This is a genomic window from Pseudomonas sp. WS 5010 (assembly GCF_012985565.1).
Taxonomy (GTDB): domain Bacteria; phylum Pseudomonadota; class Gammaproteobacteria; order Pseudomonadales; family Pseudomonadaceae; genus Aquipseudomonas.
Window position 1 is genome coordinate 466,041 of the sequence record NZ_JAAQWQ010000005.1, and the last position, 25,849, is coordinate 491,889.

Sequence of the window (25,849 nt, forward strand, 5' to 3'; positions counted from 1 at the left end):
CTTCCTTAATAAACACTGCATCCTCAGGCTACCTCACACAGCGCACTGGGATCGATGGAAAGTGCCAGGCGTTGCCCGTCTGGGTGCAGATCCTGGGCCGAGCGGTTGAGTACGTCCACCACCAATTCGATGCCCCGGGCTTCGACGCGATAGCGAATCACATTGCCCAACAGGCTGTGGCTGCGTACCAGCGCATCAAGCTCGCCGCTGTGGTTCAGTTCGATGGACTCAGGACGGATCGCGATACGGCTGCTGACCGGACGTTGCAACAGCGTGCTGGCCTGCTCGGCGTCCAGCAGGTTGTAGTTGCCGATAAAACCGGCAGCGAAGGCGTCCACGGGGGCGGTGTAGAGGGTTTCGGCGTCGCCGCTCTGCACGATCTTGCCCTGGTTCATCAGGAAGATGCGGTCGGACATGACCAGGGCTTCCTCCTGGTCATGGGTCACAAAAATCGTGGTCAGGCCCAATTCTCGCTGGATCTGGCGGATCTGTTCGCGCAGGTGTTTGCGAATCCGCGCATCCAGTGCCGACAGCGGCTCATCGAGCAGCAGCAGGCGCGGCCGGGTGACCAGGGAGCGGGCGAGGGCTACGCGCTGGCACTGGCCGCCAGACATCTGGTGCGGATAGCGCCCGGCCAGGTCCTTGAGTTCGACCAGTTGCAGCACCTCCTGGACGCGCTTGTGGCTGTCATCGGCGTTGACCTTCTGCATGCGCAGGCCGAAGGCGACGTTCTGTTCCACAGTCATGTTGGGGAACAGCGCGTAGCTCTGGAACACCATGCCGATGTGACGCTTCTGCGGGCTCAGCGGCACGATATCCTGGCCGTCCAGCAGGATCTGCCCGCTGTCCACCGGCGTCAGGCCGGCGATGCAGCGCAGCAGGGTGGACTTGCCGCAACCGGACGGGCCCAGAAGGGTGACGAATTCGCCCTTGGCGATCTGGCAATTGATATCACTGAACACCGGGGTGGCGGCGTAGCTTTTTTGCAGGTGCTGGACGCTGACGAAGCTCATTGGCTTTTGTCCTTGTTCAAGAGGTTGGCGGCCCAGGTGAGCAGCAGCACGAAAAGGAAATAGGAAATGACCACGGCGCTGGTGAAATGCCCGCTGCTGTTGCGCATGTTGTTGAGGTACACCTGCAAGGTCTCGTAGCGCGTACCGACGAGGATATTGGCGAACACAAACTCGCCGAACAGGAACGAGAACGACAGCAGCAACGCGACCATCAGGCCCTTGCGCAGGTTGGGCAGCACCACCAGGATTGCCGCCTGCCAGGTGCTGGCGCCAAGCAACTGGGCGGCGTCCATCAGGTCACGCAGGTTGATCGCCTGCAGGTTGTTGGTGATCGCGCGGTACATGAACGGCAGCGCCACGGTGAAGTAGCAGCCGATCAGGATCCACGGCGTGCCGACCATCGCCAGCGGCCCCGAGCCATACAATTGCAACAGGCCTACCGATGACACCACTGGCGGCACCGCGAAGGGCAGCAGGATCAGGATGTTCATCAGCGCATCGAGCCTGGGGAAGTGGTAATGCACCACGAACAGCAGCGGCAGGATCAGCACCACCGACAGGATCAGCGCGCCGACGCATACCAGCAGCGATTGGCCAAAGGCATGCAAAAAGCGCGGGTCGCTCCACAACTGCACATACCACTTGAAGGTAAAGCCGGCGGGCAGGATGGTGGCCGACCAACTGCTGGCGAGGGAGTACACCAGGGTGCCAATCAGCGGCAGCACGAGGATCGCGAACAGCAGGTACACCACCACGCGATGATAGAGGGCGACGGGGCTGGCTTCAGCACGAGACATGGTAGCTCCTCTTGAGCAGCAGTTGATGGACCACGGTGACCACGGTCATCAGCGCCACCAGGATCACGGCCAGGGCGCTGGCCATGTTCGGGTCCAGGGAAATATCACCGGAAACCATCGCCGCGATGCGGATCGGCAGTACGTTGAAGTTGCCGGTGGTCAACGCATACACCGTGGCATAGGCGCCCAGGGCATTGGCCACCAGGATCACGAAGGTGCCCAGCAGCGCCGGCGTCAGCACCGGCAGGCCGATGTGCCGCCAGTACTGCCAGCCATTGGCCCCCAGCAGTGCTGCGGACTCGCGCCAGTCTTCACGCAGGGCATCGAAGGCCGGGTACAGCAGCAACACGCCCAGGGGGATCTGGAAATAGGTGTACAGGATGATCAGGCCGGTCTTGGAGTACAGGTTGAAGTCCTGAATGATCCCGGCCTGCTTGAGCATGATGGTGATGCTGCCGTTGAACCCCAGCAGGATGATGAAGGCAAAGGCCAGGGGCACACCGGAGAAGTTGCTGGTCATGTTGGCGAAGGCGGTGACGAAGTTGCGCAGCGGCGAATCCACCTTGCGCAACGAGTAGCTGCCCAGCACGGCGATGATGATGCCGAAGACGCTGGAATAGAAACTCAGCTCCAGGCTGTACTGGATTGCCTGCAGGTAGAACTTCGAGCTGAAGATCTTGCTGAAGTTGGCCAGGCCCCAGCCGAACTCTTCCGATTGCAGGCTGTTGACCATCACCCAGAACAGCGGCGCGATCTGGAACACGATAAAAAACAGGGCGAAAGGCACCAGGCACAAGGCGGCCAGCCATTTACCACGGATCACTGAACTCACTTCAACAGCTCCTGGCAGACAGGTTTGTCGTGGGCAACGCCAAGCAGGGCGCAGACGGTGCCGCAGATATCGGTTTGCCTGGGCTGGGCCTCGGGCTCGAGGCTGAAGGCATCCCCGAAAACGAACAGCGGTACTTCACGCTCCTCCGGCAGCAGGCCGTTGTGGGAGCGGTCGTTGTTCATGCCGTGGTCGGCGGTGACCAGCACCTGGTAGCCGGTGTCGAGCCAGCCTTGCAGATAGTCGGCGAGGATAATGTCCGCCGAGCGGGCGCTGTTACGGTATTGCGCGGTGTCGAGGCCGTACTTGTGGCCGGCGTCGTCGATATTCATCGGGTGTACCAGCAAAAAGTTCGGCGCGTGCTTGAGGCGCAGGCTTTCGGCATCGGCAAACAGGTGGGCGTCGGGGTAATGATCGCTCCAGTAGAAGTGCCCGTGCTGGATCGCCAGTGCCGGGTCGTCGGTATGCCGGTCGCGGGCGGCGATGAACGGCGAGCGGTTGTACAGCTCGCTGACCCAATGGTAGGCCGCCGCCGCAGTGGTCAAGCCCGCGTCGGTGGCGTAATGGAAAATGCTGCGCTGGTTGGACAGGCGCGAGACGTGGTTGTGGACGATACCGCTGTCGATCGGCGGCACTCCAGTGAGGATGCATTCGTACAGCGGGCGCGAGAGGGCGGGCAATTCGCATTCCAGCTTGTACAGCGCTGCACGCTCGGCGCCGACGTAGGCCTGCAGGTGCCCCATGGCATGCCGGGCAACCTCGTAGTTGAGGCCGTCGAGAACCACAAGGATGACGTTGTGCTTCATAGGGACAGGGGCTCCTCGGTGGTTCTGCTGGAACCAGATCAACTGTGGGAGCTGGCTTGCCTGCGATAACGGTGTATCAGCCGATGCAAGTGCTGAATGTCATACCGCTATCGCAGGCAAGCCAGCTCCCACCCTGGTCGTATTCCAGGGCTTATTGCATGTTGATGATGACTTCTTCCTGCCACTTCTGCGGCAAGCCCTTGGAGGTCTTCTCCCAGGCATCGGCGTCTTTGATCGGGGTCACGCCTTTGTACTGTTCGTTAGGCAGCAGCTTGGCCTGTACTTCGGCGGGCAGGGTCAGGTGCTCGGCACGAATCGGCCGTGCATTGCCCTTGGCCAGGTTGATCTGCCCGGCATCGCTGAAGATGTACTCGCGGGTCAGCTTGGCGGCGTTGGGGTGCTTGGCGTATTTGTTGATGATGGTGGTGTAGCCGGAAATCACCGAGCCATCCGATGGGATCAGCACCACGTAGTCATCCGGGTTGGCCATCTTGGCCTTGTAGCTCAGGCCGTTGAAGTCCCAGACCACGCCCACTTCCACTTCGCCTTTTTCCATGGTGGCAATGGTCGGGTTGGCCAGGGAGATACGCCCCTGCTTGGCGATCTCGGCGAACATCAGCAACGCCGGCTGGATGTTCCTCTCGTCGCCACCATTGGCCAGGGCTGCCGCCAGCACGCCGTTGGCGGCCTGGGCGGCGGTGCTCACGTCACCAATCGAGACCTTGTACTTGCCGGTTTTCAGGTCAGACCACTTGGTCGGGACTTCGGAGCCGTGCAGCAGCTTTTTGTTGACGATAAACGCGATGGTGCCGGTGTAGGCCAGTGCCCAGTTGCCATCCTTGTCCTTGGCCCAATCCGGGATCTGCTCCCAGGTGCTGGGCTTGTAGGGTTGGGTCACGCCCTGCTTGACCGCAATCGGCCCGAAGGCGGCGCCCACGTCACCGATATCGGCGCTGGCGTTGTCTTTTTCTGCGGCGAACTTGGCGATTTCCTGGGCCGAGCTCATGTCGGTGTCGATGTGCTTGAGGCCGTACTTGGCCGCCAGGTCTTCCCAGGTGCCTCTCCAGTTGGCCCAGTCATCGGGCATGCCGACGCTGTTCACAGCGCCTTCTGCCTTGGCGGCAGCTTCCAGGGTTTTCAAATCGGTGTCAGCGGCCATGGCGGCGGTGCACATGGCAATGGTCGAGCCTAACAGTGATGCCAGGAAAAGCTGTTTCATCCGAAGCTCCTTTGGGCGTTTTCAACGCTGCGATTTTTTGATGGCGCGGTTGGTTTGGTCTAGGTCAGCAATACACGAGCCAATTTAGGCGCGCTGGATGACAGTTTCATGTCGATGTCGTTTTCAAGGCACCTGGGCAGGCGCCTGCCGGGTAAGCGTAGACCAAGGCCTGGCCCCCGTAATACCTGGACTTGGCCGGCGTATTGCAGGGTGTGTGAGGCAGCGGCGCAAGGCGCTGTCATCTGTCGGTCATGTGTGATGCCTAGGCTTGCACGCTATAGCCGCCGCCCATTCCAGGGGCATTTGGCGCACCCAAACAGTGCTGGCCTAGTCCAGATAGGTAACGTTGATGCGTGATGAGGCAACCAAAGCGGTGACAGCCATCGGCCTGGCGCTGCAAGAGCAGATCAGCCACGGTTTGCTCAGCCCGGCGAGCAAATTGCCGGCCGAGCGCAAACTCAGTGAGTTGTTTGGTACCACCCGCATTACCGTGCGCGAAGCCTTGTTGCAACTGGAGGCCCAGGGCCAGATCTACCGCGAGGAACGCCGTGGCTGGTTCGTCTCGCCGCCCCGGCTGGCCTACAACCTGATGCAGCGCAGCCACTTCCACGCCATGGTCAGCGCCCAGGGGCGGGTGCCTTCTACCGAAGTGATTTCCGCGCGCCTGCAACCGGCTTCGGCCGCCGTTTGCGCATGGCTACAACTGCCGGCGCTGTCCAGTGTGATCCAGATCTGCCGCCGGCGGCGTATCGATGGGCGGTTGGTGTTGTATGTCGAACACTACCTCAACCCCCAGTATTTTCCAGGGATCCTGGCGTGTGACCTGAACGAGTCGATGACCGAGTTGTACGCCCGCAAATACGACCTGCATTACGGGCGCGTACGCTTCGAAATTGTGCCGACCTCATTGCAGGTGGAAGCGGCAGCGGCCCTGAAGGTCTCGGCAGGCAGCCCCGGGCTGCGGATCGCCCGGGTCAATTACGATCAGCATCAGCGCCTGATCGATTGCGACCTGGAGTTCTGGCGCCATGATGCGATTCACGTCGGGGTCGATGTGACCTGAGCGTCCTGCGGCCCACTCGCCGCCGTCACCACCTGCACACTCAAGCGCGGCATCGCCAGGTCCATTCCGGCCTCATCGAGGTGGCGCTTGAGCGACAGGTTGAACGCCCGTGACACTTCCCACTGTTTGATCGGCGCAGTCTTGAAGCGCGCGCGCAGGATGGCGTTGCCGGACTCGAAGCTCTCCACACCCTGGAACTCCAGGGGCGACCAGATATTGCGGCGTTGCAGCGGGTCGGCGCGCATCTTTTGACCGACGTCGCGCATCAGCTTGATCGCGGTGTCGATGTCCATGCTGGCGGGCACCGCGACGCGGAAAATCGCATAGCCGAATTCCCGCGAGTAGTTCTTGATGCTCTTGATCTCGCTGAACGGGATGGTGTGCACGATGCCGTCGATATCGCGCAGGCGCACGGTGCGGATGGTCAGGCCTTCGACGGTACCGAGGTGGCCGCCGACGTCCACGTAGTCATCGATGGCCAGGGAGTCTTCGATGATGATGAACAGGCCGGTGATCAAGTCCGCCACCAGCGACTGCGCGCCAAAACCGATAGCCAGGCCGATCACACCGGCACCGGCCAGCAGCGGCGTGACGTTCATGCCCATGTTCGCCAGGGCGACGATGGTAGCGATGATAAAGATCGTCACGAACAGCACGTTGCGGATCAACGGCATCATGGTTTGCGCCCGCGCATTGGCCAGGCCTTTGCGCGAGCGGGTGAGGGCGTGGTGGATCGCGGTGTCGCTGAGGATCCAGATCAGCCAGGCGAACAGCAGGGTGCCCGCGAGGCCGAACAGCTTGACGCTGATTTCATGCCCGTCGCCTTCGGTAAAGCGGATCAGCGACCAGCCCCAGACCCGCAGGCCCAGTTCGATGAACACCAGCCACACCACCAGGTGGGCGAGGGTATAGACGAAGCTTTTCAGGCGTTCGGAATACAGCGCATGGCGCTTGTGCCCGCGTTGGGGCTTGAGGGCATGGCGGCGTACCAGGCCGTTGATCACCATGCACAGCACCAGCAACACCGTGCACAGCAGTGACTGGCGCAAGGCGGTGCTGGTATCGCCGGCCGACACGAAGGTGGCAAACAGCGAGATACCCACGAGCAGCAGCGCAGGCAGGTACCAGAAGGTGCCGATGATCTCGATGGTGTCGCTCAACGCGCGGCGGGTCAGGCGCCGGGACAGCGGCTGGTTGCGGATCAGATGTGCGATGGGCCGGCGAAAGCGCAGGATAAACACGCCGGTAGACAGCGCAGCCAGCACATTGGCGATGGTCGCGGCGCTGTGCGCCAGGTGGGTGCCCAGGGCTTCGGTCAGGCGCGGATCGCTCAAGGCCTCGCCGAAGGCGGCGAAGCTGCCGATCAGCCACAGCGGCCGAAATGCCTGGTGGCGCAGGATATATAGCGCCCGATGGCGGTGGGGGCCGTCGAGCACGGAAAAGGCAATGACGCAGATCGCCGAAAAGCACGTGCCGACCACCAGCGCGTACGCCAGCACCATCGCCAGGGACTTGCCCAGGGACGAGGGCAGGGCGTAACTGAGGTAGACGGTGATCACCAGGGCGATCAGCCAGGGTCCAAGTTTGCGCAGGGCAAAACGCAGCATGTCCCAGGTCTTGGGGTGTTGCGGCAATTCTTCACTGAGGCCAAAGCGCAGGCGCACCCGGTGGCTGAGCCAGATCAGCGCGGCGGCCAACAGGCTCCAGAGCATCAGCACTACGGCAAAGCCAAAGATGATCGGCAGCCATTCGCTGGCGGGCAGCATCAGTGCGCCCAGCTCGGTCTTGGCCTGGTCGAACTCGATGGACCAGCGGTTGAGCGGGCTGTCGGCGCCGGACAGTTGTTGTTCGAGGCTGGCCAGGGTGCCACCGATCAAGCCCAGCACCCCTTGCTCGGCCGCCGGCTGGGCTTTTTTCGTGGCTTCGCGCAGTTTTTTCAGGTCGGCCAGCAGCTTGGCGCGCTGCTGGTCGTTTTCCAGGTTCTTGATCACCTCGTCCAGGGACTGCCCCAGCGGTACGTCGGCTTGTGGCTGGGTTTTGCTGGTGCTGCCCAGGATGCCTGGCAGGCCGACCGCCTGGGCAGGGGCGATGGGCAACAGGATCAGCAGGCAAAGGAGCAGGCAGTGTGGCAGGGCAAACAGACGGGCAAGCACGAGGCGGTCAACCTTGGAAACGACAGATCGACCGAGTGTACGAGGGCGCTATGCCCAATGCGAGTGCATTTGTTATTCGGCCAGTTTCGCGAGGATCCGGTAGACGATGGTGCCGAGGATCAGCAGCATGCCGACCCACATGCCAAACACACCAAGGTTCTTGTCGCGGAAGTTGAAGCCAACGGCCAGCAGGATCATGCCCGTGAGGATGGGGATAAGCATGGCGTGGAAGGCGGACATCGGGATCATGGTGGGGACGGCCTTGTCGTTGAGGGATGATGGTCAGTCTAGGCTGGATTGGCGCGGGGTGCCTTGATGTGTGTCAGATAGCGCCGCAGTGCGCTGGGAATCGCCATCGCGGGCAAGCCCTAATGCCGTTCAGTTAAGCGCAGATCCCCGGTGGGAGCGGGCTTGCTCGCGAAAGCGGTGGGTCAGTCAACATCAATGTTTGCTGGGCGGACGTCTTCGCGAGCAAGCCCGCTCCCACATTTGATCTTCGCTGCTTTGAGAACTGATCGGCATTAGGGCAAGCGCCGCCCCTCTCAGGGCAGGTCGCGGCTCGCATAAAACGCACTTAGCACCTTCACCAGATGCGCCAAATCGTGGCTGCCGCACAGTTCACGAATCGAATGCATGGCGAATGTCGGCAGGCCGATATCTACGGTGCGCACGCCCAGGTGGCTGGCGGTGATCGGGCCGATGGTCGAGCCACAGCCCATGTCACTGCGCACCACGAAGCTCTGTACCGGCACTTCTTCGGCCATGCACAGGTGGCGGAAGAATCCGGCGGTTTCGCTGTTGGTGGCGTAGCGCTGGTTGCTGTTGACCTTGATCACCGGGCCGGCATTGAGTTTCGGGCCATGGTTGGCGTCGTGCTTGTCGGCGTAGTTGGGGTGGATGCCGTGGGCATTGTCGGCAGACACCAGCAGCGACTTCTGAATGGCCCGTACGAACTCGTCACCTTCAGGCAGCAGACGACGCAGGGTCTGCTCCAGCATCGGCCCGTCGGCACCACAGGCCGAACAGGAGCCGACTTCTTCGTGGTCGGTACACACCAGCACGCAGGTTTCGTCGGTTTCACTGGTGAGCAGGGCTTGCAGGCCGGCGTAGCACGACAGCAGGTTGTCCAGGCGGGCGCCGGCGATAAAGTCGCCATGCAGGCCAATCACCGCTGCGCCTTGGGTGTCGTAGAAACTCAGCTCGTAGTCGAGCACCACATCAGCGTTCAACCCATGTTCGCGGGCCAGTTGGTCGGTGAGTACGGCGCGGAAGTCCACGCGCTCATCGCCGGCAAACTGCGCGAGGATCGGCGGCAGCTCGGTCTGGGCATTGATCGCCCAGCCTTGATTGGCTTCACGGTTCAGGTGGATGGCCAGGTTGGGGATGATGGCAATCGGCAGCTTGAAATCGATCAACTGACTTTCGACCTTGCCGTCACGCCGGAACGTCACGCGGCCGGCCAGGGACAGGTCACGGTCGAACCACGGTGCCAGCAGTGCGCCGCCGTAGACTTCCACGCCCAGTTGCCAGAAGCCCTGGCGTTGCAGCTCAGGTTGCGGCTTGACCCGCAGGCACGGGCTGTCGGTATGGGCGCCGACCAGGCGGATGCCGTCGTGCAGGGGCGACTGGCGGCCCATCTTGAAGGCGATGATCGAGGAGTCGTTGCGGGTCACGTAGTAGCGACCGTTGGCCTCGGTGGTCCAGGTCTCGCGTTCGTCGAGGCGCTGGAAACCGGCGGCTTCCAGGCGTTGGGCCAGGGCCGCAGTGGCATGAAAGGGGGTGGGAGAGGCCTTGAGGAAGTCGATCAGGCCTTGGTTCAACGCTTCGCGCATAAGTAGCTCCAGACAGCAATGGCGCGAGTTTACCGTCCGATGTGATAAGTGCACAGAACAAATGTGGGAGCGGGCTTGCTCGCGAATGCGGTGTGTCAGTCGCGCAATAAGCTAACTGACCCATCCCATTCGCGAGCAAGCTCGCTCCCACATTTTAATTGCGTTTACCGATTAGAACGGCGCAGGGCACTCGAACCGCAGGCGCTCGCCGCTTTGCGGGTGGGTGAAGCTCAGCATGCTCGCGTGCAGGCACAGCCGTGGCCAGGCGGCCAGGGCCTGTTCGTGGGCATACAGGCCATCACCGAGCAACGGGTGGCCGATGGACAGCATATGCACCCGCAGTTGGTGCGAGCGCCCGGTAATCGGCGTCAGTTCCACCCGGCACCAATCCCCGCAACGCTCCAAGACTTTCCAGAAAGTCAGCGCATGCTTGCCGAACTCGTGGTCCACCACATGCCGCGGCTTGGTCGGTGGGTCATAGCGCAGCGGCAGGTCGATGCTGCCGCTGTCCAGTTCCGGCTGGCCCCAGCACAAGGCGGTGTAGGCCTTTTCGGTTTCGCGGTCGTGAAACTGGCGCGACAGTTCGCGGTGGCTGTCGGCATCCCTGGCCAGTAGGATGATTCCCGACGTTTCCCAGTCCAGGCGATGAACGATACGCGCCTCTGGGTAACCGTTTTCCTGCAGGCGGGTGATCAGGCAGTCCTTGTTGTCGTCGGCGCGACCTGGCACCGACAGCAACAGGGTAGGCTTGTTCACCACCAGGACAGCGTCATCCTGGTGAAGGATATGGATATTGGACAACGGCATTAAACAGCCTCGTAACAAACGCCAACGGCGGCTCGGCCACCCGGTTCCCCAAGGGGGATCAAGGTGACGGAGCCGCCGTGGCGACCGCCTGTTCGATCAACGATCAGGCAGGGTGATATTGAGTTCCAGAATCGAGCAGCTGCCGTCGTTTTCCAGGGCGACATGCACGTCATCGTTGCCGATATTGACGTACTTGCGGATCACCTCCACCAGTTCCTTCTGCAAGGCTGGCAGGTAGTCCGGGGTGCTGCGTTGGCCGCGTTCGTGCGCCACGATGATCTGTAGACGCTCTTTCGCTACCGACGCCGTGCTAGGTTTTTTGGTTGAGCGAAAGAAGTCAAAAATACTCATTGTTCAATTGCCTCCAAACAGGCGTGCCAAGAATCCTTTCTTCTCGACAGCAAGGAACCGATGGGCAACTTCTTTGCCCAGCAAGCGATCGACTGCATCGCTATAGGCTTGGCCGGCATCACTTTGGTCATCAAGAATGACCGGTACGCCTTGGTTTGAAGCTTTCAGTACCGCTTGAGACTCAGGAATCACCCCCAGCAAGCGAATGGCGAGGATTTCCTCGACGTCCTCAACGCCAAGCATTTCGCCGCTCTGGACGCGCTCGGGGTTGTAGCGGGTCAGGAGCAGGTGTTCCTTGATTGCGTCTTCGCCTTTTTCGGCGCGGCGAGACTTGCTCGACAGCAGGCCGATCATGCGGTCGGAGTCGCGTACTGACGACACCTCGGGGTTGGTCACCACAATCGCTTCATCGGCGAAGTGCATGGCCAGTTGGGCGCCTTTCTCGATACCTGCTGGAGAGTCGCAGATAACAAACTCAAATTGCTCTTTGAGGTCCATCAGGACTTTTTCAACGCCTTCCAGGGTCAAGGCGTCCTTGTCCCGGGTTTGGCTAGCGGCGAGAACATAAAGGTTCTCCAGGCGCTTGTCCTTGATCAGTGCTTGTTGCAGGGTTGCTTCGCCGTTGACCACGTTGACGAAGTCGTACACCACGCGGCGTTCGCAGCCCATGATCAGGTCGAGGTTACGCAAACCGACGTCGAAGTCGACGATGACTGTCTTGTGGCCGCGCAGAGCGAGGCCGGTACCGATAGCGGCGCTGGTGGTGGTCTTACCCACACCACCCTTGCCGGATGTAACCACGAGAATCTTGGCCAAGGTGTTTCACCCCTAAGGAAAAAGGACCTCTCAGTCCCTGAAAAACATCTCTTGAAACTCGCTGCAGGCGGACAGCCTTCGTAGGAAAAAGATGTGCTTCCCGTAGGGGAAACGCCAACTTTCAATTATTCCTACGCAAGTCTTGCCGGTTTCGCTGTGCTATCAGAGTCCAGAGATGCTTGGAAAATGCGGCAGTATCCGTTAAAGACGGATGATGTTCAACACATCGCCCGACAGGCTGACTTGTACCCCGGCCCCCCACAGCGGATCACGGCGCAAATCTTCCGAAACCTTGTATTGGCCGGCGATGGATACCAGCTCAGCGCTCAATTGCTGGCAGAAAATCCTTGCCTTGGTATCGCCCTTGACCCCAGCCAGTGCCCGACCGCGCATGGGGCCGTATACATGGATGTTGCCATCGGCGAGAAGTTCCGCGCCGGGACTGACCGGGGCGACCACTACCAGGTCGCCGCCCTGGGCGTAAATCTGCTGCCCGCCGCGTACGGGGGAGGTGATGATCCTTGTAGGCTTGATCGTCGGCTCTGGCGGTTTTTCCGGTTTTTTCTTCACTTCGCCTTCCACCGGGTCGAGCACACGCTCGCGGGCGCCGGACGGTGGCAGTACTGGCAGTTCAATGGCGATGGCTGCCGCAATGTCTTCGATACGGCTGGCGCGAATGGCCAGGGTGCGCAGGCCATGCTGGCGGCAAACACGCATCAGCCCGGGCAGGTCAACCGCGCCCTGGCCGGCCGGCAATTTGTCCAGGGCCAGCACCAGCGGCGCGTTGTTGAAGAAATTCGGGGCCAGGGCAACCTTGGCAGCGAGCTGGCGGTCCAGGGCATCAAGGTCGTTACGGGCCAGTTCCAGCACAGTAATGGCGAGCATGCTGCCTTTGAGCTGGAAGACGGGATCTTGGTCTAGCGATTCGGTTTGGCTCATGGTCGGCAAAGCGGCTTGTCACGAAAAGTGTCGAGACTTATAACGAGAACAACCGCTAGCCGCAAGCCGGGTCGAACCGTTGTAGAATGCGCGGCCCTGTCTTTACCGGAATCTGTAATGGATCGCCCGCGTTTTCGAGCTGTATTTTTTCACCCGCGTTTCTGGCTCCTGTGGCTGGGGCTCGGCCTGCTATGGCTGATCACTCAGTTGCCATACCGGGTGCTGCTGGGAATTGGTCGTGTGCTGGGTGCGTTTATGTACCGGGTGGCCGGTGAGCGCCGGCGCATTGCTGCGCGAAACCTGGAACTGTGCTTCCCGCACCTGTCTGCCCAGGAGCGTAAACATTTGCTCAAGGAAAATTTTGCCTCCACTGGCATCGCCTTCTTTGAGATGGCCATGAGCTGGTGGTGGTCCAAACAGCGTCTGGCGCGCCTGGCCCACGTCGAAGGGCTGGAGCACCTCAAGCAGGCGCAACTGGAAGGCAAGGGCGTGATCCTCATGGCCCTGCATTTCACCACCCTGGAGATCGGCGCGGCCTTGCTGGGCCAAAAGCACACCATCGATGGCATGTACCGTGAGCACGGCAACCCGTTGTTCGACTTTATCCAGCGCCGGGGCCGCGAGCGCCACAACCTTGATTCCCTGGCGGTCGAGCGCGAAGACGTGCGCGGCATGCTCAAGCTGCTGCGCGCCGGCCGGGCGATCTGGTACGCGCCGGACCAGGACTACGGCGCCAAGCAGAGCATTTTCGTGCCGTTGTTCGGCATCCAGGCCGCTACCGTTACCGCCACCAGCAAGTTCGCGCGCCTGGGCAAGGCGTTGGTGGTGCCATTTACCCAGCAGCGCCTGGCCGATGGCAGCGGCTACCGCATGGTGATTCATCCGCCGTTGCGCGACTTCCCCGGCGAATCCGACGAAGTCGATTGCCTGCGCATCAACCAATGGGTGGAAACCGCGGTACGCGAGTGCCCCGAGCAATACCTGTGGGCCCATCGCCGCTTCAAGAGCCGGCCACCGGGCGAACCCAAGTTGTACGAAAAACGCCGCTGAACAAACGGATTTCCCCGCAGCCCATGGAGTTATGCAATGCGCCCAACTGAACCGGTCACAGGCTTGATTCTTTCCGGCGGTGGGGCGCGTGCGGCGTATCAGGTGGGGGTACTGGCGGCGATTGCCGAATTGTTGCCGCCGGGGGCTGCCAATCCTTTTCCGGTGATTGTCGGCACCTCGGCCGGGGCGATCAATGCGGTGAGCCTGGCCAGTGGCGCCATGGATTTCGGCGCCGCCATCGCCCGCCTTACGGCGTTCTGGCAGGGCTTTCGCAGCCACTTGGTGTTGCGCAGCGATTGGCCGGGGGTGATTCACCAGGCCACTCGCTTCCTGGCCCGCAGCCTGCTGGGGCTGGGGGCACCGGTGCCGGTGGCGCTGCTCGACAGTTCGCCTTTGCGCGAATTGCTGCAAGAGAAGCTGCACTTCGAAGGCATTAACGAGGCCATCCGCAACAAACACCTGCATGCCGTCGCGGTAACGGCGTTTGGCTATGAGTCGGGGCAAGCGGTGACGTTCTATCAGGGCGGCGGCACCATCGACGCCTGGCTGCGCCACCGGCGCATTGGCCTGCCCACGCAGTTGACCGTGGAGCACCTGCTGGCCAGCTCGGCGATCCCGTTGCTGTTCGCACCGGTCAAACTCGACCAGGAATATTTTGGCGATGGCGCCGTCCGGCAATCGGCACCCATCAGCCCGGCGTTGCACCTGGGGGCCAGCCGGGTGCTGGTGGTGGGGGTCAGTGGCAACCCGCGCTCCATCGACCCTTCGGCGCCGCAGCAACGCACCTATACCGGCCAGGAGCCGACCCTGGCGCAGATCGGTGGGCATATGCTCAACAGCACGTTCATTGACAGCCTTGAGAGTGATATCGAGTTGCTGGAGCGCCTCAACCAGTTCGCCCATCTGCAACCGGCCGACAGCGCCGCGCGCGGGCTTTCGCCGGTCGAAGTGTTGGTGATTGCACCGAGCCAGCCCATCGACGAGATCGCCGCCCGCCATCGCCAGGAGCTGCCGGCGGCACTGCGTTTGTTTTTGCGTGGGCCAGGGGCGACCAAGACCAGCGGGGCAGGGGTGCTCAGCTATCTGTTGTTCGAGGCGGGGTATTGCAGCGAGTTGATCGAGTTGGGGCGACGGGATGCGTTGGCCAAGCGCGAGGAGTTGCAACGGTTCCTGGGCCTGACCCCGAACTGAATCTGGGAGCGGGCTTGTGTGGGAGCGGGCTTGCCCGCGATGGCAGTGATTGAGCCGATAATTAGACTGGCTGACACTCCGCTATCGCGGGCCCGCTCCCACAGGGGCGTGTTGGGCCTTAGAAGTGGTACTTGACCAGCAGGCTGGCCGTATCCTGGTTGGTCTCGAACGCGCCGCTGTCCTGGATCCCGTACTTGTTCTTCCAGTAGTCGTATTCAAAACCGACATACAACTGCTTGGCGCCCCAGTTCATGGCCTTGCCCAAGTCATATTTGACCTGCGGGTTGAAGTGCAAGTTGGCGTGATAAGTGCCACGGGCGTTCTTGTCGTTATCCACCACCCAGTCCATGAAGCCGTCGATCAGCACGTCGGAGTTGCCCACGGGAATGGTGTACGACCATACCGGCGTGATCTGCCATACACCGTCACCGGGGCGATTGCCTTCGGTCTGGCGCTGGTAGAAGTTCAACTGGAAGTAGTCGAAGCCCGGGATGTTCAGGTCGAATGCCGGGCCTACCAGGTAGGACTCGTTGTCGCCTTCGCCGAACTCGTAGGTGAACGCCAGTAATACATCTTTGATCGGTCCGAAGGACAAGTCTTTATCGAAGATCTTGCCAAACGACAGCCGTGGGCTGAACTCGCCGTAGTAAGTATTAGGGCCGACGTTGCCGTCTTCCTTGCCGTTGTAAAAGATACGGTCGAGGAAGAAGAAGTTGTCGCCGTACTTCCACGCATCGGCATGTTCAAAGGTGACGGTTTGCTGGATCTCTGGGTTGACCTTGAAGTTCTTGCCCCACAGGTAAGTCAGGCTGTTGTTCTGCCACTGCAGCAGGTCACCCGCCATTGCCTGGCCCCCGGCCAGCAGGGATCCGGCCAACATCAGGCTGTTCACGGTACGTTTCATTCGGTTGCTCCCGAGCTAAAGTTTTATGGTTTTTCTTCTACGCAGGCGCTCTGGTGTGGCGCCTTTTGGTTCGCTGCAAAAATCGTCTGTTCGGTCAGCTTTAATGCTTTTAGCAAGAGCTGCGCCAAAGTGTTTGAAAAGCCAAAAAATCCCCGTCGGCTACATGGGATGCAGTCGGGTTCAGAGGACTTTTGCGCACTTTGGCAGCAGACATAAGGCCGGGATAAGTTGGCCTTTAAGTCAGCTTTTACATTCGCTGTTTTTTTTTGAGTCGATTCGAGCGGGCGCGGAGAATACTGGCTCCAGAGCCTGTGCTCAAGTGCGCTGTAAAAGAGCGCAGGGGGCGAGAATGGGGCACAGCGTGTGGCCGGCCCCAAGTCTGTGGTGTGCATGTTGATATTCCCTGTTCGAGTAACGAAGGAATCAATGCGTATGGGCGACTGCGGGGCGTTCTGAGCCGCCCAGAATGTTGAACAACACATTCAGCGACAACGCACTAAGCGTGGCCATGGCGATGCCGCTATGGGTAATCGGGCTCATCCACAGGGGCAACTGGGCGAAGAACTCCGGGCGTACCACCGGGATCAGGCCCATGCCGATGCTGACCGCCACCAGCAACTGGTTACGACGGTCGGCAATGTCGGCTTCCTGCAGGATCTTGATCCCGGTCGCTGCCACCATGCCGAACATCGCGATGGCTGCGCCGCCCAGCACCGCAGGAGGAATCGATGCCACCAGAAACGCCGCCTTGGGCAGCAAGCTCAGGACAATCAAAAAGGCCCCGGCCATGATCGTCACCGAACGGCAGCGCACACCGGTCATTTGCACCAGGCCGATGTTCTGGGCGAACGAGGAGTGGGTGAAGGTATTGAAGAACCCGGCAAAGAACGACGCGCCGGCATCGCACAGCAGGCCGCGACGCAGCATCTTCGGGGTGACTTCCTGGCCGGTGATCTTGCCCAGCGCGAGGAACATGCCGGTGGACTCGACAAAGATAATCACCACCACCAGGCACATCGACAGGATTGGCGCCAATTCGAACGTGGGCATGCCGAAGTGCAAAGGCGTGACCACTTGCAGCCACGGCGCCTGTTCCAGGCCGCCGAGGTCGACCATGCCGAGCAATCCACACAAGGCGTAGCCCAGGGCCATGCCGATCAATACCGAGATATTGACCCAGAAGCCGCGCATGAACCGGTTGATCAGCAAGATGGTGGCGAGTACCAGGCCGGCGATGGCCAGGTAGATCGGCGAGCCGAACTGCACGGCAGTGGCGCCGCCGCCTGCCCAGTTCACGGCTACTGGAAACAACGAAAGACCGATGGCCGTGATCACGGTACCGGTCACCAACGGTGGGAAGAAGCGCACCACCTTGGACATGAAGGGCGCGATGAGCATGCCAAAGAACCCTGCGGCGATGGTCGCGCCGAAGATCCCTTGCAGGCCGATACCCGGCATGCCCGCCATGGCGACCATGCTGCCGACGGCGGCAAAACTGGCGCCCATCATCACCGGCATGCGGATGCCCAGCGGGCCGATGCCAAAGGACTGGACCATGGTGGCGATCCCCGCCACCAGCAGGTCGGCGTTGATCAGAAAGGCGATTTCTTCACGGCTCAAGCCTGCGGCTTGCCCGATGATCAGAGGCACGGCCACGGCGCCGCCGTACATCAGTAGTACATGTTGCAGGCCTACCAGGATCAGTTGCAAAAGGGGCAGCCGCACCATGGCGGGTACGGCAGGAATCTGCGGTTCTAACTGGGACATGCAACACCTCGGATCTTTTTTATTTTTGTGTTGTTTGGCAGTCAATTGCCAGGTGAAACCCAATCTTCAAAACACTGCACATTGCAAATGTGGGAGCTGGCTTGCCTGCGATAGCGGTGGTTCATTCACCCCTTCCGGTGCGTGATGCACCGCTATCGCAGGCAAGCCAGCTCCTACAGTTTGATCTGCGCTAATCAGTTAATTGGTACGGGCTCCTTGATTGATCCAACTACCAATCAACTCCCGCTCCTGCTGGGTCATCTGGGTGATGTTGCCCAGCGGCATGATCTGGCTGGCAACCGCCTGCGCCTGGATGCGCGCCGCCTGCTGCTGGATCTGCGCCGGGGTATCGAACATCACCCCGGCCGGCGCGGCACTGAACAGCGGGCTGGTGGGCTTGGCCGAATGGCATACGGTGCAACGTTGTTCAATCACGCTGTGGACCTTGCCGAAATCCGTCGAGGCCTGGGCCGGCGCCGCTTCTGCCGCCGGTGCTGGCGCGGCGGGGGCTGCTGGCTTGAGGCCGCCACCCAGCGCCGTTTCCGGCAATGGCTGGTACTCGATGGCCGCTGGCGCCTTGGCCACGTCCGGTGCGGTAGCCACGGGTTTTGGACCTGTGACATAGGCCAGGCAGATCATCGCCAGGGCGCCGACCGGCAGGGTCCACGCGTATTTCTGGCTGTCGTGACGGGTGTTGAAGTAGTGCCGCACCAACACCGCCGCCACCGCGATCCCGGCCAGGATCAACCAGTTGTACTGGCTGCCGTAGGTGCTGGGGAAGTGGTTGCTGATCATGATGAACAGCACGGGCAGGGTGAAGTAGTTGTTGTGTCGTGAACGCAGCAGGCCCTTGGCCGGCAGTGCCGGGTCTGGCGTGCGGTTTTCTGCAATTGCTGCCACCAGCGCGCGCTGGGCCGGCATGATGATGCGGAACACGTTACCGACCATGATGGTGCCGATGATCGCCCCCACATGCAGGTACGCACCGCGCCCGCTGAACACCTTGCTGAAGCCGTAGGCCGCGCCGATCAACAGGACGAACAGGATAAAACCGAGCAGGGCAGGGCGTTTGCCCAGGGCCGAGTCGCAGAGAAAGGAGTAGATGAACCAGCCAGCGAACAGTGAGCCAATGCCCAGCAACACGCCTTCGGTGCCGCTCAGGCTGCTGCCGGGAGCCAGCAGGTAGAGCGTCGGGTTGAGATAGAACACCACGCAGAGCAGCGCGACGCCTGACATCCAGGTGAAATAGGCTTCCCATTTGAACCAGTGCAGGTTGTCCGGCATGGTCGGCGGGGCCAGTTTGTATTTTTCCAGGTGGTAGATGCCGCCACCGTGGATCGCCCATAAATCGCCAGCCAGGCCGTTTTTGGGGTTGACGCGGTTGAGGTTGTTTTCCAGCCATACAAAATAGAAAGACGCACCGATCCAGGCCACGCCAGTGATCATATGAACCCAGCGCACGCTAAGGTTCAGCCATTCCAACAGATGTGCTTCCACAGTCTTTACCTCTCGCCCGTCACCCTTGTTGTCGGGTGATCGGACCTTCTCTTATTGGTGGGGGGCGAGGATCAACCGCTCATCCTCTTTGAAAAAATGCTCATCGCAGTTATTGCCTGTGCCACTGCGATCAACCACCAGGAAGTCATCCCGCTTTTCGATCGTCAGCACCGGGTGGTGCCAGACGCCGCGATGGTAATTAATGCCCTGCCTGCCGTTGGTGACGAAGGCGCGGACCAAGCCTGATACAGGTGCATCGCCAACGGGCGCGACCACGATCAGAAAGGGGTTGCCGAGCAGCGGGATAAAGGCCTGGCTGCCCAGCGGGTGTCTCTCCAGCATGCACACGGTCAGCGGCATGTCCTGCGCGTCGGCGCGGAAGATGCTGATGATGGCGTGGTCTTCTGGCGTGGCGGTTTCTACCGTCGCCAGTTTATGAAAGCGCATGGTCGAGCCGTTGTTGATCATGAAGTGATCGCTGCCGTCGGTTTCGATAACGTCTCCGAAGGGGGCGAAGGCTTCTTTGGTCAAGGGTTCGATCATCAGTGTGCGCATGGCTGTCTTCTTATCCGAGTTCTGTGTTGTCTGGTCTATTGCTATCGCGGGCGAGCCCGCTCCCACAGGGGAATGCATCGCAAATGTGGGAGCGGGTTTGCCCGCGATTGGGTTCACCGCTTACTTAGCGACCTTGCCGAACACCCGCAGGCGGCTCACACCACCATCCGGGAATACGTTGAGGCGGATGTGGGTGATCGGGCCCAGTGCCTTGATCTGCTCGGCAAAGGTGTGTTCGGCGTGCATTTCCAGTTTCTGTGCTGGCAGCAATTCACGCCAGAACAGCGACTGGGTCTCGATCTGGCTGTCGGTACCGCCCTTGACGAACGCGCCCTGGATCGAGCAGGTGTCCGGGTAGTTGCCTTTGAAGTGCAGGGTGTCGACCACCACTTTGTCGATCTCGCCGGCATGCCCCAGCGCGACGATCACCCAATCGTTGCCTGGCGTGCGACGACGGGCAGTTTCCCAGCCATCGCCCATGTTGATCCCACGGCCCGGGTTGAGGATGTTGCCCATGCGCCCGAAGTGTTCGTCGGAACAGGCCAGCGCACGCCCGCCATTGAGGGAGGAGGCCAGGTCCACTTGTTCGTTGTCGCCCACGGCCGACCAGTCGCGGAACGGAATGCCGTACACGCGCAGACGGGCCACGCCACCATCCGGGTAGATGTTGAGGCGCAGGTGGCTGAACGCCTGGTCGTTATTGATCTCGTGGAAGTGATGGCTATTGCCCTGCAACTCAACGGCAGAGAGTACTTCGACCCACTGGGTGTTGGCATCGGGTTCGCCCGCAGCCAGGAAGCAGCCTTCCAGGGACGCCGATGGCGGGAAGTTGCCGGTGAAGAATGAAGTGTCGATGTCCACGCCCTTGATCGAGCCCGGTACGCCCAGGCGGATCACCGCGCTGTCGAAGCCTTCGAAGCGCTTGCGGCGTGACTCCCAGCCGTCCATCCACTTGCCGTTATCATCGAAAACGCCCTCCTTCCATACGGCCGGGGTCGGCTGGAACAGTCGGTTGGCGTCGGCGAACCAGTCATCGGTCACCGAGATGATCTTGGTGCCCAGGCGGGCGTCGGCCAGGTTGACGAACTTTTCGAAAGGTACGGCGTAAGCTTTCATTCTTCTTGTCTGCCTTAGATAGAGTGGCTTGGGATGCTTGCCAGGCCCTGGGCGTTGATCGATACGCTCGGGCCAGGTTTGCTAAAGGGTCAGTAATCGGAACAACGCGATCTTGTTGATCTCTGCCAGCGCGCACTTGAACTCGGTGTCGACCGGGTGGTGGATGCGCGTTTCAAACGCTTTGAGGATCTGATGCCGGTTGCTGCCTTTTACCGCCATGATGAAGGGAAACTTGAACTTGGCCTTGTAGGCATCGTTCAGCTCGGTGAAGCGTGAGAACTCTTCGGCCGTGCATTGGTGAATCCCCGCGCCAGCTTGCTCATCGGTGCTGGCTTGGGTGAGTTGGCCCTGGACGGCCGCACGGCCTGCCAGGTCCGGGTGAGCGTTGATCAGGGCCAGTTGGCTTGGATGATCAGCACTCAACAGGATATCGCTCATGCGCTGGTGCAGGGTTTCGATCTGGTCGATCGAGGCATCCTGGCCCAGGTCGAAGGCCTTTTCGGCCACCCATGGCGAATGTTCGTAGATGTCGGCGAAGGCTGCGACGAATTCGTCGCGGCTCAGGGTCGACGGTTTCAAGGTCTGGAAAGCAGTCATTTGGCGGCTCCCTGGAAAGGGTGGACGTCGTGCCAGTGGCGGGCAATGTCGACACGGCGGGCGAACCACACCTGGTCATGGCCCTTGGCGTATTCGATAAAGCGCTTGAGGGCAGCCAGGCGCGCCGGGCGGCCGATCAAGCGGCAATGCAGGCCGATGGAGAGCATCTTCGGCGCCTCGGCCCCTTCGGCATACAACACGTCGAACGCGTCTTTGAGGTACTGGAAAAAGTCGTCGCCCTTGTTGAAACCCTGGACCTGGGTGAAGCGCATGTCGTTGGTGTCCAGGGTGTAGGGGATCACCAGGTGCGGCTTGCCGGTCGGGTTGTTCGGTTCCCAGTAGGGCAGGTCGTCGTCATAGGTGTCGCAGTCATACAGAAAGCCACCTTCCTCCATCACCAGCCGCCGCGTATTGGGGCCGGTGCGCCCGGTGTACCAGCCCAGTGGGCGCTCGCCGGTCAGCTCGGTGAGGATGCGGATGGCTTCGAGCATATGCTCGCGCTCCTGGGCCTCGTCCATGTATTGGTAGTCGATCCAGCGGTAGCCGTGGCTGCAGATCTCGTGGCCGGCGGCGACCATCGCACGGATCACGTCGGGGTGGCGCTGGGCGGCCATGGCCACGGCGAAGATGGTCAGCGGAATGTCGAATTCCTTGAACAGCTTGAGGATGCGCCACACGCCCGCACGGCTGCCGTATTCGTACAGCGACTCCATGCTCATGTTGCGTGCGCCTTGCAGCGGCTGGGCCGAGACCATTTCCGAGAGGAAGGCTTCCGACTCTTTGTCGCCGTGCAGGATATTGCGCTCACCGCCTTCTTCGTAATTGAGTACGAACGACAGGGCGATACGCGCCTTGCCTGGCCAGTGTGGATGCACAGGGTTACTGCCGTAACCGATCAGGTCGCGTGGGTAGTCAGCGCTCACTGCAGTCTTCCTTCTTGTTCGTGATCGATGGTGTGGCGGCTGTTGCGTCACAGCGATGGGCTGATTGTATACAACTTAATGGGCACTTTGTAAGCCTGTATTTCTGCATTTTTTCCAGACGGTCGCACCGGCCTATCCTTGCAAGAAACTTGCCCGACTGGTCAACTAAAATATGCGAACTCACCTGTAGGATGCGTCTTGCCAGCGATTGCATTCTTGCTGCTGCCCTATCTGCGGCTGATATACCGTCATCGTCGGCAAGCCGGCTCCGGCAGGGGGAGAGGGTGGTTGTTGAATTTATTGTGTACAATTTTTTTGAAAAGTGTCTTAATCAGCCATCGCCGGCTTTTTCAGTGCCCCACAAAGGTGCGGCCTCTTATTAATCGATGACACGGGAGCTCCGATCCATGGGACGACTGACCACACACGTACTGGACGCCGCGCACGGCTGCCCAGGCAGCGCCATCAAGGTTGAACTGTACCGCGTCGAAGGCGCGCAGTTGGAACTGGTTGCCAGCACCTTGACCAACAGCGATGGCCGTTGCGACGCGCCGCTGCTGCAAGGTGATGACTACCGCAGTGGCGTCTATCAGCTGCAATTCAGCGCCGGGGATTACTACCGCGCCCGTGGCGTGCAATTGCCCCAGCCTGCGTTCCTGGATGTGGTGGTGCTGCGTTTTGGCATCAGCGCCGAACAGGATCACTACCACGTGCCCTTGCTGATTTCGCCCTACAGCTATTCCACCTATCGCGGTAGCTGAGTCGTCACCTGGCTTCACACCCCCAAATGCTCTTCGTTGGTTTCGCCCGCTCACACTGCGGGCTTTTTTTTGCCCGCAAAAAGGCGGGTCATGAGCCAATGCCAGCGAACAAGAGGAGCCATTGTGGGAGCTGACAGCTCCCACAGGGTTGTGTGTTAGCCCTTGAGCAGCGACGCTGCCCCGGCGCTGCCAAACAGCCCGGCACTGAAGCGATTGAACCAGCTCTGGCCCTTACCGGTGCGCAGGTAGCGCGCGGCACCATGGGCACCCAGGCCATAGGCCAGCTTGCACAGCAGGTCCAGCACGGTCCAGGTGGCGATCATGATCAGCAGTTGTGGCAGGAACGGCTGCTGGCTGCTGAGAAACTGCGGCAGGAAGGCCGCAAAAAACAGAATGTCCTTGGGATTGCTGGCGCCCAGCACAAACGCCCGGCCAAACAGTGCACGAAAACGTGGCACGGGCGCTGCCTCCGGCACCACGGCGCCCTGGGACGGCAGGCGCGATTGCTGCCAGCTCTGCCAGGCAAGGTAGAACAGGTACAGCGCACCGACGATCTTCAGCGCGCTGAACAACTGCTCCGACGCCAGCAACAGTGCGCCCAGGCCCAGGGCCGAGGCGCTCAACAGGCAGATCGAGGCAAACACCCCGCCCAGAAACGCCGGATACGAACGGCGCAGGCCGTAGTTCAGGCTGTTGCTGATCATCAGCAGCGACAGCGGCCCCGGAATCAGGATCACGATCAAAGCAGCGCCGCTGAACAGCAGCCAGGTTTCCACGCTCATTACATTCCTCCATACATGCAAAAGCCCCACCCGCAGGTGAGGCGGTTTTCGCCAGCTTGCGCGTTACAGGAACACAAACTTGGCGATAAAAATCGCGCACAGCACCCACAGGCTGATGGAAATCTGCTGATACTTGCCCGTGCCGGCCTTGAGCGCCACGTAGGTGATAAAGCCCAGGGCGATGCCGTCGGCAACCGAAAAGGTCAGAGGCATCATGATTGCCGTGACAATCGCCGGAATGCTGTCGGTGGCGTCGTCCCACTCGATATGGGCCATGCCGCTCATCATCAGCATCGCCACATAAATCAACGCACCGGCCGTGGCATACGCAGGAATCATGCCCGCCAGCGGGGCGAAAAACATCGCCGCCACAAACAGCACGCCCACGGTCACGGCCGTCAACCCGGTGCGCCCGCCGGCCGCTACGCCGGCGGCGCTTTCCACATAACTGGTGACGGGGGGCACACCGACCACTGCGCCAAACACACTGGAGGCGCTGTCGGCTTTCAAGGCCCGGGAGAGGTTTTCGATCTTGCCGTCGGCATTCACCAGGCCTGCGCGCTGGGCGACGCCCATCAGGGTGCCGGCGGTGTCGAACATGTGCACAAACAGGAAGGCGAACACCACGCTGATCATGCTGACGTTGAACACACCCATCACGTCCATCGCCATCCAGGTCGGCGCCAGGCTCGGCGGGGCGGCAACGATGCCCTGGTAATGCACCAGGCCCAGGCCCCAGCCGGCCAGGGTGACGGCGATGATGCTGATCAGGATGGCGCCGAACACCCGGTGATAGCTGAGGATCGCGATCAGCAGGAAGCACACGGCCGCCAACAGCGGGGCCGGTTCATGCAGGGAGCCGAGCTTGATCAGGGTTGCGGGGCTGGCAACGATGATGCCGGCGGTTTTCAGGCCGATCACCCCCAGGAACAGGCCTACCCCCGCGCCCATGGCGTGGCGCAGGCTCACCGGGATGCTATTGAGCAGCCATTCGCGGATGCGCGACAGCGTCAGGATCATGAACAGCACGCCCGAAATAAATACCGCACCCAGCGCGGTCTCCCAGGTGTAGCCCATGGTGCCGACCACGGTGTAGGTAAAGAACGCATTCAAACCCATGCCCGGCGCCAGGCCTACAGGCCAGTTGGCGTACAGGCCCATCAACAGGCAGCCGAGGGCTGCGGCGATGCAGGTCGCGACAAAGGCGGCGCCGTGGTCGATGCCGGCGTCGGCCATGATGTTGGGGTTGACGAAGATGATGTAGGCCATGGTGATGAATGTGGTGAGGCCGGCGATCAATTCGGTCTTCACTGTGGTGCCATGCAAGCTGAGTTTGAACAGGCGCTCCAGCCAGCCCTGTTTGGTGGTTGAACGGTCGGGCGGACTGAGGTCCAGGGTCGGGGCGTCGGATTTATGGCTTTCCACAGCAAGTACTCCTCAAGAGTTTTATTGTTATTTCCAGCGCCGGACACATGAGTGGGCAGCGGCGCTTTGAGGTACCAGCGGGCTTTGTTGACCAGTAGGTCAGGAACTCGCACGAAGCGAATTATGCTTTTGTATACAAAGAAAGCAAATAATGTTTGCGATTATGTGTGCAAAAAAGATGAAAGGCCAATTTCAGGGCAGGGTCAGGGCCTTGTTCACCGCCAGCCAGCCATTCACGGCGTCCTCGCCGGCCTCGGCAAAGGCGCGCTGCAGCAGCTTGACTTGCTCACGACGCAGGGCGTGTTCGAAGCGCTGGCCTTCTTCGGTCAAGTGCAGCAGGCGCTTACGTTTGTCGGTGGTCGAGGCCGTGCTGTCGACCAGGTGCATTTCCTGCAATTGGCGCAGCGGCATATTCAGCGCTTGCTTGCTTACCCCCAGCAACTCCAACAGTTGCTTGACGCTCAAGGCGGGGTAGCGGGCGATAAAAAACACGATGCGCTGATGCACCCGGCTCAAGCCCCGGCGTTCGAGCATTTCGTCGGCCTTGGCGGTAAAGGCCTGGTAGCCGAAGAAGAACGCTTCCATGGCGGCTTGCTGCGAGGTCTGGTTTTTAAGGTCAAGCATATTGACGTATCTACCTGGGGTGTCGTAATTTC

The 25,849-nt window shown here is 60.9% G+C and carries 27 protein-coding genes; 4 read left to right on the forward strand and 23 right to left on the reverse strand.

The window, feature by feature from the left end:
* Positions 1-23 precede the first annotated feature (23 nt).
* The 5 genes from HBO11_RS19060 to HBO11_RS19080 all read right to left on the reverse strand — a co-directional run bounded on the left by HBO11_RS19060 (position 24) and on the right by HBO11_RS19080 (position 4,664).
* On the reverse strand, positions 24-1,013 hold the full coding sequence (locus HBO11_RS19060; RefSeq protein WP_169952851.1) for an ABC transporter ATP-binding protein: 990 nt from the start codon (positions 1,011-1,013) through the stop codon (positions 24-26).
* Positions 1,010-1,810 carry an ABC transporter permease gene (locus HBO11_RS19065; RefSeq protein WP_029292823.1) on the reverse strand — a complete coding sequence of 267 codons (801 nt, stop codon included), beginning with the start codon at positions 1,808-1,810 and terminating at the stop codon, positions 1,010-1,012. The genes HBO11_RS19060 and HBO11_RS19065 overlap by 4 nt, the downstream gene beginning before the upstream one ends.
* Positions 1,797-2,642 carry an ABC transporter permease subunit gene (locus HBO11_RS19070; RefSeq protein WP_169952849.1) on the reverse strand — a complete coding sequence of 282 codons (846 nt, stop codon included), beginning with the start codon at positions 2,640-2,642 and terminating at the stop codon, positions 1,797-1,799. The genes HBO11_RS19065 and HBO11_RS19070 overlap by 14 nt, the downstream gene beginning before the upstream one ends.
* On the reverse strand, positions 2,639-3,445 hold the full coding sequence (locus tag HBO11_RS19075) for an alkaline phosphatase family protein (protein ID WP_169952847.1): 807 nt from the start codon (positions 3,443-3,445) through the stop codon (positions 2,639-2,641). Before HBO11_RS19075 ends, HBO11_RS19070 begins: the two co-directional genes overlap by 4 nt.
* 151 nt (positions 3,446-3,596) lie before the next feature.
* Positions 3,597-4,664, reverse strand: a complete 1,068-nt coding sequence (locus HBO11_RS19080) for an ABC transporter substrate-binding protein (protein WP_169952845.1) — start codon at positions 4,662-4,664, stop codon at positions 3,597-3,599.
* A 349-nt stretch (positions 4,665-5,013) separates the two neighbouring features.
* On the opposite strand from HBO11_RS19080, the gene HBO11_RS19085 reads away from it, so the two are divergent.
* The gene (locus HBO11_RS19085; protein WP_169952843.1) at positions 5,014-5,727 is read left to right on the forward strand and encodes a UTRA domain-containing protein; all 714 of its coding nucleotides are present in this window, start codon (positions 5,014-5,016) and stop codon (positions 5,725-5,727) included.
* On the opposite strand, the gene HBO11_RS19090 is transcribed toward HBO11_RS19085, so the two are convergent.
* The 7 genes from HBO11_RS19090 to minC form a co-directional block, all read right to left on the reverse strand.
* On the reverse strand, positions 5,703-7,880 hold the full coding sequence (locus tag HBO11_RS19090; RefSeq protein WP_169952841.1) for a mechanosensitive ion channel family protein: 2,178 nt from the start codon (positions 7,878-7,880) through the stop codon (positions 5,703-5,705). The two genes, HBO11_RS19085 and HBO11_RS19090, sit on opposite strands and share 25 nt — an antisense overlap.
* 72 nt (positions 7,881-7,952) lie before the next feature.
* The gene (locus HBO11_RS19095; RefSeq protein ID WP_166647837.1) at positions 7,953-8,129 is read right to left on the reverse strand and encodes a hypothetical protein; all 177 of its coding nucleotides are present in this window, start codon (positions 8,127-8,129) and stop codon (positions 7,953-7,955) included.
* Between the two features lie 293 nt (positions 8,130-8,422).
* A complete protein-coding gene (locus HBO11_RS19100) occupies positions 8,423-9,712 on the reverse strand; it encodes a M18 family aminopeptidase (protein ID WP_029300406.1) in 1,290 nt (429 codons plus the stop codon).
* Positions 9,713-9,883: 171 nt separating this feature from the next.
* Positions 9,884-10,519: an RluA family pseudouridine synthase gene (locus tag HBO11_RS19105; protein WP_169952839.1), complete on the reverse strand. Its 636-nt coding sequence runs from the start codon at positions 10,517-10,519 to the stop codon at positions 9,884-9,886.
* 96 nt (positions 10,520-10,615) lie between these two features.
* Positions 10,616-10,870 (reverse strand): cell division topological specificity factor MinE, encoded by a 255-nt coding sequence (gene minE, locus HBO11_RS19110; protein WP_169952837.1) that lies wholly within the window; start codon positions 10,868-10,870, stop codon positions 10,616-10,618.
* 3 nt (positions 10,871-10,873) lie between these two features.
* Positions 10,874-11,686 (reverse strand): septum site-determining protein MinD, encoded by an 813-nt coding sequence (minD, locus tag HBO11_RS19115; protein WP_169952835.1) that lies wholly within the window; start codon positions 11,684-11,686, stop codon positions 10,874-10,876.
* Positions 11,687-11,887: 201 nt separating this feature from the next.
* Positions 11,888-12,625: a septum site-determining protein MinC gene (minC, locus tag HBO11_RS19120; protein ID WP_038447253.1), complete on the reverse strand. Its 738-nt coding sequence runs from the start codon at positions 12,623-12,625 to the stop codon at positions 11,888-11,890.
* 117 nt (positions 12,626-12,742) lie between these two features.
* Between minC and HBO11_RS19125 the strand changes: the two genes are divergently transcribed.
* Both HBO11_RS19125 and HBO11_RS19130 read left to right on the forward strand, forming a co-directional pair.
* Positions 12,743-13,675, forward strand: coding sequence for a lipid A biosynthesis lauroyl acyltransferase (locus HBO11_RS19125; RefSeq protein ID WP_169952832.1), 933 nt, complete (start codon positions 12,743-12,745; stop codon positions 13,673-13,675).
* A 36-nt stretch (positions 13,676-13,711) separates the two neighbouring features.
* Entirely contained in the window at positions 13,712-14,866 is a 1,155-nt protein-coding gene (locus tag HBO11_RS19130; protein WP_169952830.1) for a patatin-like phospholipase family protein, read from the forward strand.
* A gap of 118 nt (positions 14,867-14,984) precedes the next feature.
* Here the strand turns inward: HBO11_RS19130 and HBO11_RS19135 are convergent, their stop codons facing one another.
* The 8 genes from HBO11_RS19135 to puuE form a co-directional block, all read right to left on the reverse strand.
* On the reverse strand, positions 14,985-15,770 hold the full coding sequence (locus HBO11_RS19135) for an outer membrane protein OmpK (RefSeq protein WP_169952827.1): 786 nt from the start codon (positions 15,768-15,770) through the stop codon (positions 14,985-14,987).
* Positions 15,771-15,793: 23 nt separating this feature from the next.
* Positions 15,794-16,162, reverse strand: coding sequence for a hypothetical protein (locus HBO11_RS19140; RefSeq protein WP_169952826.1), 369 nt, complete (start codon positions 16,160-16,162; stop codon positions 15,794-15,796).
* Between the two features lie 31 nt (positions 16,163-16,193).
* Positions 16,194-17,537 carry a nucleobase:cation symporter-2 family protein gene (locus HBO11_RS19145; RefSeq protein ID WP_169952825.1) on the reverse strand — a complete coding sequence of 448 codons (1,344 nt, stop codon included), beginning with the start codon at positions 17,535-17,537 and terminating at the stop codon, positions 16,194-16,196.
* 198 nt (positions 17,538-17,735) lie between these two features.
* On the reverse strand, positions 17,736-19,034 hold the full coding sequence (locus HBO11_RS19150; RefSeq protein WP_169952824.1) for a urate hydroxylase PuuD: 1,299 nt from the start codon (positions 19,032-19,034) through the stop codon (positions 17,736-17,738).
* A gap of 51 nt (positions 19,035-19,085) precedes the next feature.
* Positions 19,086-19,589, reverse strand: coding sequence for an ureidoglycolate lyase (locus tag HBO11_RS19155; protein WP_099168728.1), 504 nt, complete (start codon positions 19,587-19,589; stop codon positions 19,086-19,088).
* 120 nt (positions 19,590-19,709) lie between these two features.
* On the reverse strand, positions 19,710-20,705 hold the full coding sequence (gene alc / locus HBO11_RS19160) for an allantoicase (RefSeq protein WP_169952823.1): 996 nt from the start codon (positions 20,703-20,705) through the stop codon (positions 19,710-19,712).
* A gap of 81 nt (positions 20,706-20,786) precedes the next feature.
* Positions 20,787-21,302 carry a 2-oxo-4-hydroxy-4-carboxy-5-ureidoimidazoline decarboxylase gene (uraD, locus tag HBO11_RS19165; RefSeq protein ID WP_169952822.1) on the reverse strand — a complete coding sequence of 172 codons (516 nt, stop codon included), beginning with the start codon at positions 21,300-21,302 and terminating at the stop codon, positions 20,787-20,789.
* Positions 21,299-22,225: an allantoinase PuuE gene (puuE, locus tag HBO11_RS19170; protein ID WP_169952820.1), complete on the reverse strand. Its 927-nt coding sequence runs from the start codon at positions 22,223-22,225 to the stop codon at positions 21,299-21,301. Before puuE ends, uraD begins: the two co-directional genes overlap by 4 nt.
* Positions 22,226-22,632: 407 nt before the next feature.
* Between puuE and uraH the strand changes: the two genes are divergently transcribed.
* A complete protein-coding gene (gene uraH, locus HBO11_RS19175; RefSeq protein ID WP_057440709.1) occupies positions 22,633-22,986 on the forward strand; it encodes a hydroxyisourate hydrolase in 354 nt (117 codons plus the stop codon).
* A gap of 155 nt (positions 22,987-23,141) precedes the next feature.
* Here uraH and HBO11_RS19180 read toward each other — a convergent pair whose 3' ends face one another.
* The 3 genes from HBO11_RS19180 to HBO11_RS19190 form a co-directional block, all read right to left on the reverse strand.
* Entirely contained in the window at positions 23,142-23,768 is a 627-nt protein-coding gene (locus HBO11_RS19180) for a LysE family translocator (RefSeq protein WP_169952818.1), read from the reverse strand.
* A 63-nt stretch (positions 23,769-23,831) separates the two neighbouring features.
* Positions 23,832-25,163 (reverse strand): NCS2 family permease, encoded by a 1,332-nt coding sequence (locus tag HBO11_RS19185; RefSeq protein ID WP_187699240.1) that lies wholly within the window; start codon positions 25,161-25,163, stop codon positions 23,832-23,834.
* Positions 25,164-25,385: 222 nt separating this feature from the next.
* Positions 25,386-25,817 (reverse strand): MarR family transcriptional regulator, encoded by a 432-nt coding sequence (locus HBO11_RS19190; RefSeq protein WP_169952812.1) that lies wholly within the window; start codon positions 25,815-25,817, stop codon positions 25,386-25,388.
* Between the last annotated feature and the right edge of the window lie 32 nt (positions 25,818-25,849).

Bases quoted from the DNA above. Each gene is read 5' to 3' on its own strand.
- HBO11_RS19095 (WP_166647837.1), bottom strand. From the start codon at position 8,129: ATGATCCCGATGTCCGCCTTCCACGCCATGCTTATCCCCATCCTCACG.
- HBO11_RS19140 (WP_169952826.1), bottom strand. From the start codon at position 16,162: ATGCACACCACAGACTTGGGGCCGGCCACACGCTGTGCCCCATTCTCG.
- HBO11_RS19130 (WP_169952830.1), top strand. From the start codon at position 13,712: ATGCGCCCAACTGAACCGGTCACAGGCTTGATTCTTTCCGGCGGTGGG.
- minE (WP_169952837.1), bottom strand. From the start codon at position 10,870: ATGAGTATTTTTGACTTCTTTCGCTCAACCAAAAAACCTAGCACGGCG.
- HBO11_RS19075 (WP_169952847.1), bottom strand. From the start codon at position 3,445: ATGAAGCACAACGTCATCCTTGTGGTTCTCGACGGCCTCAACTACGAG.
- HBO11_RS19135 (WP_169952827.1), bottom strand. From the start codon at position 15,770: ATGAAACGTACCGTGAACAGCCTGATGTTGGCCGGATCCCTGCTGGCC.
- HBO11_RS19060 (WP_169952851.1), bottom strand. From the start codon at position 1,013: ATGAGCTTCGTCAGCGTCCAGCACCTGCAAAAAAGCTACGCCGCCACC.
- HBO11_RS19180 (WP_169952818.1), bottom strand. From the start codon at position 23,768: ATGAGCGTGGAAACCTGGCTGCTGTTCAGCGGCGCTGCTTTGATCGTG.
- HBO11_RS19080 (WP_169952845.1), bottom strand. From the start codon at position 4,664: ATGAAACAGCTTTTCCTGGCATCACTGTTAGGCTCGACCATTGCCATG.
- HBO11_RS19085 (WP_169952843.1), top strand. From the start codon at position 5,014: ATGCGTGATGAGGCAACCAAAGCGGTGACAGCCATCGGCCTGGCGCTG.
- alc (WP_169952823.1), bottom strand. From the start codon at position 20,705: ATGAAAGCTTACGCCGTACCTTTCGAAAAGTTCGTCAACCTGGCCGAC.
- uraH (WP_057440709.1), top strand. From the start codon at position 22,633: ATGGGACGACTGACCACACACGTACTGGACGCCGCGCACGGCTGCCCA.
- HBO11_RS19155 (WP_099168728.1), bottom strand. From the start codon at position 19,589: ATGCGCACACTGATGATCGAACCCTTGACCAAAGAAGCCTTCGCCCCC.
- HBO11_RS19125 (WP_169952832.1), top strand. From the start codon at position 12,743: ATGGATCGCCCGCGTTTTCGAGCTGTATTTTTTCACCCGCGTTTCTGG.
- HBO11_RS19065 (WP_029292823.1), bottom strand. From the start codon at position 1,810: ATGTCTCGTGCTGAAGCCAGCCCCGTCGCCCTCTATCATCGCGTGGTG.
- HBO11_RS19145 (WP_169952825.1), bottom strand. From the start codon at position 17,537: ATGTCCCAGTTAGAACCGCAGATTCCTGCCGTACCCGCCATGGTGCGG.
- HBO11_RS19190 (WP_169952812.1), bottom strand. From the start codon at position 25,817: ATGCTTGACCTTAAAAACCAGACCTCGCAGCAAGCCGCCATGGAAGCG.
- HBO11_RS19105 (WP_169952839.1), bottom strand. From the start codon at position 10,519: ATGCCGTTGTCCAATATCCATATCCTTCACCAGGATGACGCTGTCCTG.
- minC (WP_038447253.1), bottom strand. From the start codon at position 12,625: ATGAGCCAAACCGAATCGCTAGACCAAGATCCCGTCTTCCAGCTCAAA.
- uraD (WP_169952822.1), bottom strand. From the start codon at position 21,302: ATGACTGCTTTCCAGACCTTGAAACCGTCGACCCTGAGCCGCGACGAA.
- HBO11_RS19100 (WP_029300406.1), bottom strand. From the start codon at position 9,712: ATGCGCGAAGCGTTGAACCAAGGCCTGATCGACTTCCTCAAGGCCTCT.